Raw genomic sequence first — 7654 nt, 5'->3', positions numbered from 1 at the left:
CAGAAAATCAAAAGGAATGGGCTATTTCATTCCGTGATGCTTATGAAGCGTGTGTCTGGGCGTTGCAGCTGGACGAGTTGTTTCCCTAGTAATCCCTAATCCTTTTATAGGAAAGGACCCGAAGTATCTCGAAATCGAATTTTTCACAATCCTGCAAAGTATCATAACCTTCAGTTTCTTCATATAATATACCGACCGTAACTGAAGACTGTTATAATTATCTTTCAGGCAAATTCTATTGCAATACTGTATGTAAATCCAAGATGACTGATTTCTCACATTACATTTCTACTATTTCTCTTAAAGCATTCTTTAATTTGAATATAGCTTTCGCATGGATTTGAGAAATTCTCGATGTAGTCAGGTCCAGAATTTGTCCAATCTCTGTCAATGTAAGTTCTTCATTATAAAATAAACTGATGACCATTTGTTCTTTTTCGTTTAATCGCTCGATTTCTATAGCTAATTCTTCAAGATTCTCATTTTTAATCGTCGCTTCAGATGGTGTCGGCGTTTGATGATCAGGCAAGGAATACCCGATCCCTTCTTTATGGACTTCTTTTCCGTCTTTCGGTTTTTCTTCCATAGATAAAACATTAGCGAAAAGAGAATCTTTTATTGTCTCTTCAACTTCTCCCTGGTCAAGCCCCAACTGAGCAGCTATTTCCAGAGATGTTGCCGGACGATGTAATTGTTGTTCGAGTTGATCAGTGGCTTGTTCTATTTTTTTGGATTTATCTCGTACTGACCGCGGCAGCCAGTCTTCTTTTCTTAACCCATCCATGATAGACCCTCTGATCCGAAAAGAAGCGTAAGTATCGAACTTCAAATCCCTCTCCGTATCAAACTTCTTCAATGCATCATACAAACCCAGCATCCCTAGACTTCTCACATCATCTTTGCTCACACTTTTAGGTAAGTGAGCAGCTATTCTTTGCACATGATAATTTACTAAATAATCATAGAGTTGCACCAATTGATTCGCAGTCTCTGCATCCTTATATGTTGTCCATAGTTTCCACAACTGCTCTTCTTGAGGAGATAAACAGGTTGCCATTGAAATCATCCCCGCTCTTTAAAATAATCATTATTGCTTTACGTTTCTTCATCTAAAAACCTACTGTCCTGATTTCAGAAGTTTCTTTAGAAAATGTTCCGGCAGTGGAAGGTATATCACTGGAAAATAAAGACTAAACCGGATAAAAATACACGAACCTATATGTTTCATAAGATTGGATTTTTTATCAAATCGTGTATTCTCCTTGATTGACCTTCCTTATATGGAGGTTTAATTTCACAATATCAAATTCTAATGTCCTCCCATTTTTTCCGCCGACATCCTCTGACTCAATCGAAATATTTTTTTCTATCAATTTTCTTTTTACCGCTTCTATATTTTTAGGGCCAATTCTCATTAAATCGCTGGCAGAAGAGAATGCAAACATTTGAGCACCGCCTGCGATTTTTGCTTTCATACGGTAGAGGGAGCCCCCTTTTTTACTGATCTCCTCTACCAAATCATCAATCGCTGTGTCTGCGTACTTAGCCCGATTCAGATCCACTTTTCTTGCCATAGATGAGTCAGGAAGCATAATGTGGGCCATCCCCGCAATTCCTTTTAACTCATCATACAGCACCACTCCAACACAAGACCCTAATCCAGAGGTGCGTAGTCTTTCTGGTGCCTTTCCTGTTTTCAATTCAGCTATTCCTACCTTCGTTACAGGTATAACATTATCCATTTGCAGTTACCCCTAATGCTTGAAAGAACTTATTGTACGCTTCAGGGTCAGGGAATAGGAAGAAATGTCCTTGAATGGAGTGGTCCTCTTCCTCACTTAACTCTGTCAAGGAGGTTTCAATCACTATTGCTTGATCACTTACACGGGACAGTTCGATGAGTCCAATACCGAGTATCGAGCCTACCATGTCTTTTGCCAAAGAAGGAACGGATGGATGAAGATCCATGAGAGTGAAGTCAGCTAGCGCGCTCAAATATGCACCGGAAAGAATATTCCCTAATTCCTGCAGTGCCGAGCGTGAAAGTTCATCATCCAATGTTCCATCGAGGTGAATATTTGTATTGCCCGTTAATTGACGGATGAACTGGACGGACTGTGCAGGTGAGAGGATAAAAAACATTGTGCCAGGTGCTTCCCCATGTATTTTTAAAAATACACCTACTACTTCTTTCTCATGGCCCCCAGCCAATTCCATAACCTCATCAAACCCTATCAAGTTTACAGACGGGACATGCATATTTATTTTACGATCTAAAAGCCTGGAGAGGGATGTAGCTGCATTCCCTGCACCGATATTTCCAATCTCCTTTAATACATCCAAATGAAATTCTGTGAAACGATCACCGAATCTCATTAATGTCCAGCGCTCTCACTTGATGGATTTCTTCTTTAGATAAGACTTTATCCATATCTAATAACAATAATAAACGACGTTCTAATTTCGCTATTCCTTGGATGTACTCCGCTTCAATGGTTCCGATCACTTTAGGAGGGGGTTCAATCGTATCTTCTTTCAGATCAAGTACATCGTTTGCTGCATCAACAATCATCCCAACGACAATATCAGAAAGTGTCACAACAATGATTCTTGTTTGACTCGTTTGTTCGAAAGGTTCCATATCGAACCTTTTCCTTAAATCAATTACAGGAGTAACTATGCCTCTAAGGTTTAATACTCCTTTGACAAAAGGTGCCGTACTAGGAACACGTGTAATGGGCATCATTCTTTCAATAGACCCTACTTGATCAACAGGTATCGTGTATTCCTCGTCATTCAACTGAAAAACAATGACTTTAGTAGACGCTCTTACCGCTTCTGACATAGAATCCTCTCCCGTTTACTTAATTAATGCGTTACTATCCAAGATAAGAGCGACTTGACCGTCGCCTAGAATAGTTGCTCCAGAAATCGCAAACACACCTGATAAATAATCGCCTAACGATTTTAGTACTACTTCCTGTTGTCCAATAAAAGAATCTACTACAAAGGCAGCCATTTTGTCTCCCTTCCTCACGATAATCAAAGAATAGTAGTCTTCTTCAATGATCATTTGTGGAACTTCAAGAATATCTTTTAAAAATATCAGCGGTACGACCTTCCCTCTATAATCAATCACTTGCTTATTGTGCGCATGCAAGACATCTTCTTTCTTTACAATCGCCGTTTCTATGATCGATGACAGGGGAACAGCATATTTTTCCTTTTGCACTTCAACTAACATCACAGAGATAATGGACAACGTCAGAGGGAGTTGAATGCAAAATGTACTTCCTTGATTCAATTCTGATTCAATCGTTATCGTTCCACCTAAGGACTCAATTGTGTTTTTTACAACATCCATCCCAACGCCGCGCCCTGAAACATCTGATATGGTATCTGCAGTCGAGAAGCCGCTTTCCATGATAAGTTCATTCATCTGTATGTCCGTCATGTTCAAAGCCTGTTCTTTGGTTACCACACCATTACTGATCGCTTTGCTCATCACTTTTTCCCTGTCGATGCCATTTCCATCATCAGATATTTCAATGAATACATGATTTCCACTATGATATGCCTTCAACTCTAGAGTACCTGTCGCTGGTTTCCCTTTCGCCTTCCGTTCTTCTGGACTTTCCACTCCATGATCTACTGCATTCCTTATGAGATGGACAAGCGGATCTCCAATTTCATCTATAACAGTGCGATCCAGCTCGGTTTCGGCCCCGACTATATTCAGGTCAATCTCCTTGTTCAAGTCTCTTGAAAGCTGACGAACCATCCGAGGGAAACGATTAATGACCGTTTCCACGGGCACCATCCGCATATTCAAGATAATACTTTGTAAGTCAGCTGAGACTCTAGTCATCCTTTCCACCGTTTCCTGTAGTTCATCATGCTTCAAGTCATTAGAAACCTGTTTTAAGCGGCCTCTATCAATCACAAATTCTTCAAAAAGATTCATTAACAAATCCAAGCGATCTATATTAATCCGAATGGTTTTATTCCTTGCCTGTCGACCTTTCGAATGCTTTCTTGTATTTTGTTTGTCTTCGAGTTTAGACCGTTCTGATTCCTCTTGAACTTCATCATCCTTTGGAGAGGCATCGGCGTTATAAGTCTCCATGTAATCTTCAATCGAAAATTCTTCTACTTCTACATTTTCAATCTCAGAAACTTTATTTATTTTTTCAGAAACATCCTTTTTAGATTCTGCAGTGATGAGCAATATCGAGAAGCTTGTGTCGAACTCTTCATTTTCCAGTTGTTCAACAGAGGGTTGAGACTGAATGACTTCCCCCAATTGTTCAAGAACTTCAAATACCATATATACTCGGGCTGCTTTTAGTAGACAATCTTCTCGCAATCGAACCTCTACCATATAGTTCGCTTGCCCTTGCTCCTGGGATTGTTGGAGAACGGTCAGGGTGAACTCGTCCACTTCGAGTTTTCTCTTCATTTGTTTATGGAGCTTCACACTGGAATCTTTACTTGAGGAGGACGTCTCCATAATTTCTCCACTTTCAATCGCTTCAAGAAGCTGAACGACTTTTTTCACATTTCTTTTTCCACTTCCACCTTCAGCAATATCCATGACCATCGCTTCCAAATCATCCATAGAATCAAAAACAACATCAATCATTTCACCATCTACATTGATTTTTTCATTCCTTACACCATCAAGAACGTTTTCCATGATATGGGTTAAATTTGAAAGATCCTGATATCCCATCGTTGCAGACATCCCCTTGAGCGTATGGGCGGACCGAAAAATTTCACTCACGATAGTTAAATCCTTAGGGTTCTTTTCAAGTTCCAGCAGGTTATCATTAATGGCTTGCAAGTGTTCTTTACTCTCATCAATAAAAACTTCTAAGTATGGATTGCTTTCCATCTATGTTTCCCCCTCTAAAGACCGAGCGCATCTAATATAGTCTGGCTTATTTTACTTAAGGGACGACTTCATCAGCCAATTTAGATTTTATGACCGATTTCGGCATTCCAAAAACCACACACGATTCTTCCGATTCTACAATACTGCAGTTCAATGGATGGGCGTTCTTCAGTTGTGCTAAGCCCACCGTACCGTCCGCCCCCATACCTGCCATAATGACTGGAGTAACATGATTTTTTGGCAACTCAGCTAATGATTTAAACAAATAATTCACGGCTGTACGATGGCCTGTGCTACGTTAAACTCGAAACCATAACAACAGGAAGAGGAACTTCTGTGTCATTATTTTTTAAAAGCCTGAAGTCCATTCATTTTTGGCATTTCGATGTCTAGAGTTACGACATTAGGTTTCAGCTTGTGAGTTTTTCCGATCGGATCTTTTCCATCCCTCGCCGTTGCAATGACTTCCATCCGGTAATCACTGTTTATAATATCCGTTAGAATCTTTCTCATGAAGGCAAAATCATCTACGATCAAAACTTTGATTATTTTCATCTATTCCCTGTCAATATGTAACGTTTAAGTTTTGATAGAAACGATGGAGATGGGAAAGAGGATGGCAGAGCTGAATTTCCCTTTAAATAATGGGTTACAATACTCTCCATCGCTTCGCTCGCACGGCAATTTGGTGAATCAAGGACAAATGGGCTTTGATGATTGACGGCTCTCAGCACATCACGATCGTCTGGTAACATACCTAAATACGCGATATCCTTTTCAAGAAATCTATGAACAACGGTTCGCAGTCTGCTGAAAGTTTGGTATCCTTCTTTATTTTGATTAGTCCTGTTCACAATAACAGCGATGGGGACATCATTTTCATATCTAATCAAATGCTTCATCATGGCATAGCCATCAGTGATGGAGGTCGGTTCAGGAGTAGTGACGATAATGACTTCATGAGCAGCCGCAAGAAAATGAAGGGTTGTCTCCGTAACTCCTGCCCCCATATCAAATAAAATGTAATCAAATGAAGTAGATAACTTTTCAAACTGATTTTTAAAGTAATCAAATTTCTTAGAGTCCATCTTAAAAATTTCCGCAAGCCCCGATCCCCCAGCGATATAGGCGAGATTATTAGGTCCCCATTCAATTATTTCTTGAATAGTGCTTTCATCTTTGAATAAGTCGACGATTGAAGAAGAAGGTGATACCCCCATTAATATATCGATGTTACCCATTCCTATGTCTAAATCAAAAATGATCACTCGTTTATTTTGTTCGATCAGCTTCAATGCGAAATTAAGAGTAAGATTTGACTTCCCCACTCCACCTTTTCCACTTGCTATCGCAATCGTTCTCGCATATTGTTCACCATCCCTCTGCTGGATACGGCGTCGTAAGCGTTCAGCCTGGTCATTCAACGTCAAATCCCTCCATCACGTGTTTTATCAATTGCGCGGAAGAGGCTTCGTTGATATCATCAGGAACATTTTGACCATTGGTTAGATATGCGACCCCTATATTATTCTTAATTACCATGCTCAAAGCACTTCCAAAAGTAGCGGTTTCATCTGCTTTTGTGTAAATAAGCTTATCAATAGGAATATGATCAAACTGATGGTAAATGTTCGACATATCACTATATTTGCTAGTCAAAGAGAGTACCAGATACGTTTCTGAATCTTTATTGAAATCAATAGTTTTATTCAATTCTTCAACATAAGCTGGATCACTAAAGTTTCTGCCTGCAGTATCGACCAGAACCAGGTCATAGTCTTTAAACCTTTTCCTTGCTGCAGCATAGTCTTCAGCGCTATAAGCCACTTCGAGAGGAACATCCAAAATCTCAGCGTATGTCTTAAGTTGATCAATTGCTGCAATCCGAAAGGTGTCCGTTGTAATAAAAGCAACTTTCAATTTTCGGTCGAGTACGGCCTCTGCAGCAAGTTTCGCCACTGTGGTTGTCTTCCCGACACCTGTAGGTCCGACGAGATGGATGAATCGTTTCTTGAATGCTGGATTTCCAAAAGATAAAGGTTTAAGTTGATCCACCATTTCATTTGTGGTCCATCTTTTCATCTGTTCGGACGAAGGATGGACGGATTCTTCCAAGTACTTTTCTTGGACATCAAGGAGAAGACGGTCAATGAGCTGCGTATCCATTTCCTGCTTTCTAAGGTAAACATCCAATTTTTCCAATATGGACGAAGGATGGGAATGTATGTCTCCAGATTGAATCATTGATTTCAGTTCTTTAAGTTCTTTCATAATCTTTTCATTTTCACGAAATGTCTGTTCCTTGGTTCCCTCATGAGCATTACGCTCTCTTTTCTTGAATTTTTCAGCAGCATTCTGAAAGGGGTCGATGGCTGCAATGACTTCTGTTTGGTTTTTCTTAAATAAACCCATGAAACCGCCACTCTTTACGACTTTTGAATTGAGAATTACCGCCTCTGATCCGAGTTCGTTTCTCACTTTCTTCATCACTTCCGGCATTGTTGGCGCTAAGAATTTCTTTACTTTCATGCGACATTCACCACCCCTACGCTTTGTACTTCAACATTTGGTTCAAGTTCGTTGTATGATAAGACAGTGACCTGGGGTAAGAATCGGTCAAGCAGCTGTTTTACATACATGCGAACGGCAGGCGAGCAAAGTAAGATGGCGGTTTCTTCCTGAAGAGAAACTTGTTCGACTTGTTCAGCTACCGCACTGATTATTTGCTGTTGACTTTCTGGATCTAAGGCAAGATAACTG

Annotated in this window: 9 protein-coding genes and 1 pseudogene; all 10 read right to left on the bottom strand. The window is 40.0% G+C overall.

All coding sequences use genetic code 11. The features are described from left to right. Positions 1-280 precede the first annotated feature (280 nt). Positions 281-1057, bottom strand: a complete 777-nt coding sequence (locus LD39_RS10235) for a FliA/WhiG family RNA polymerase sigma factor (protein ID WP_035545918.1) — start codon at positions 1055-1057, stop codon at positions 281-283. A gap of 187 nt (positions 1058-1244) precedes the next feature. Next, positions 1245-1742, bottom strand: coding sequence for a chemotaxis protein CheD (locus LD39_RS10230; protein WP_035545916.1), 498 nt, complete (start codon positions 1740-1742; stop codon positions 1245-1247). Then, positions 1735-2376: a chemotaxis protein CheC gene (locus LD39_RS10225; RefSeq protein WP_035545914.1), complete on the bottom strand. Its 642-nt coding sequence runs from the start codon at positions 2374-2376 to the stop codon at positions 1735-1737. The genes LD39_RS10230 and LD39_RS10225 overlap by 8 nt, the downstream gene beginning before the upstream one ends. Continuing rightward, the gene (locus LD39_RS10220; protein ID WP_035545912.1) at positions 2363-2845 is read right to left on the bottom strand and encodes a chemotaxis protein CheW; all 483 of its coding nucleotides are present in this window, start codon (positions 2843-2845) and stop codon (positions 2363-2365) included. Before LD39_RS10220 ends, LD39_RS10225 begins: the two co-directional genes overlap by 14 nt. 15 nt (positions 2846-2860) lie before the next feature. After that, the gene (locus LD39_RS10215; RefSeq protein WP_035545911.1) at positions 2861-4894 is read right to left on the bottom strand and encodes a chemotaxis protein CheA; all 2034 of its coding nucleotides are present in this window, start codon (positions 4892-4894) and stop codon (positions 2861-2863) included. Between the two features lie 55 nt (positions 4895-4949). After that, positions 4950-5174, bottom strand: a pseudogene (locus LD39_RS23555) (chemotaxis protein CheB); the annotation flags it as partial. A 62-nt stretch (positions 5175-5236) separates the two neighbouring features. Next, the gene (locus LD39_RS23550; protein WP_035545910.1) at positions 5237-5449 is read right to left on the bottom strand and encodes a response regulator; all 213 of its coding nucleotides are present in this window, start codon (positions 5447-5449) and stop codon (positions 5237-5239) included. Continuing rightward, positions 5446-6318, bottom strand: coding sequence for a MinD/ParA family protein (locus LD39_RS10205; protein WP_035545909.1), 873 nt, complete (start codon positions 6316-6318; stop codon positions 5446-5448). The genes LD39_RS23550 and LD39_RS10205 overlap by 4 nt, the downstream gene beginning before the upstream one ends. After that, the gene (gene flhF / locus LD39_RS10200) at positions 6311-7423 is read right to left on the bottom strand and encodes a flagellar biosynthesis protein FlhF (protein ID WP_035545907.1); all 1113 of its coding nucleotides are present in this window, start codon (positions 7421-7423) and stop codon (positions 6311-6313) included. The genes LD39_RS10205 and flhF overlap by 8 nt, the downstream gene beginning before the upstream one ends. After that, positions 7420-7654, bottom strand: a 235-nt coding sequence (locus LD39_RS10195; RefSeq protein ID WP_035545906.1) for an FHIPEP family type III secretion protein, incomplete at its 5' end; no start/stop codon positions are given. The genes LD39_RS10195 and flhF, both read right to left, overlap by 4 nt.

This window comes from Halobacillus sp. BBL2006 (assembly GCF_000786645.1).
Classification (GTDB): domain Bacteria; phylum Bacillota; class Bacilli; order Bacillales; family Halobacillaceae; genus Halobacillus.
Note: the sequence above shows the minus strand (reverse complement) of the source record. Positions and strands in the feature narration are given on the sequence as shown.

Excerpts from the sequence above, each read along its gene's own strand:
- LD39_RS23550 (WP_035545910.1), bottom strand. The coding sequence starts at position 5,449 with ATGAAAATAATCAAAGTTTTGATCGTAGATGATTTTGCCTTCATGAGA.
- flhF (WP_035545907.1), bottom strand. The coding sequence starts at position 7,423 with ATGAAAGTAAAGAAATTCTTAGCGCCAACAATGCCGGAAGTGATGAAG.
- LD39_RS10225 (WP_035545914.1), bottom strand. The coding sequence starts at position 2,376 with ATGAGATTCGGTGATCGTTTCACAGAATTTCATTTGGATGTATTAAAG.
- LD39_RS10230 (WP_035545916.1), bottom strand. The coding sequence starts at position 1,742 with ATGGATAATGTTATACCTGTAACGAAGGTAGGAATAGCTGAATTGAAA.
- LD39_RS10215 (WP_035545911.1), bottom strand. The coding sequence starts at position 4,894 with ATGGAAAGCAATCCATACTTAGAAGTTTTTATTGATGAGAGTAAAGAA.
- LD39_RS10220 (WP_035545912.1), bottom strand. The coding sequence starts at position 2,845 with ATGTCAGAAGCGGTAAGAGCGTCTACTAAAGTCATTGTTTTTCAGTTG.
- LD39_RS10235 (WP_035545918.1), bottom strand. The coding sequence starts at position 1,057 with ATGGCAACCTGTTTATCTCCTCAAGAAGAGCAGTTGTGGAAACTATGG.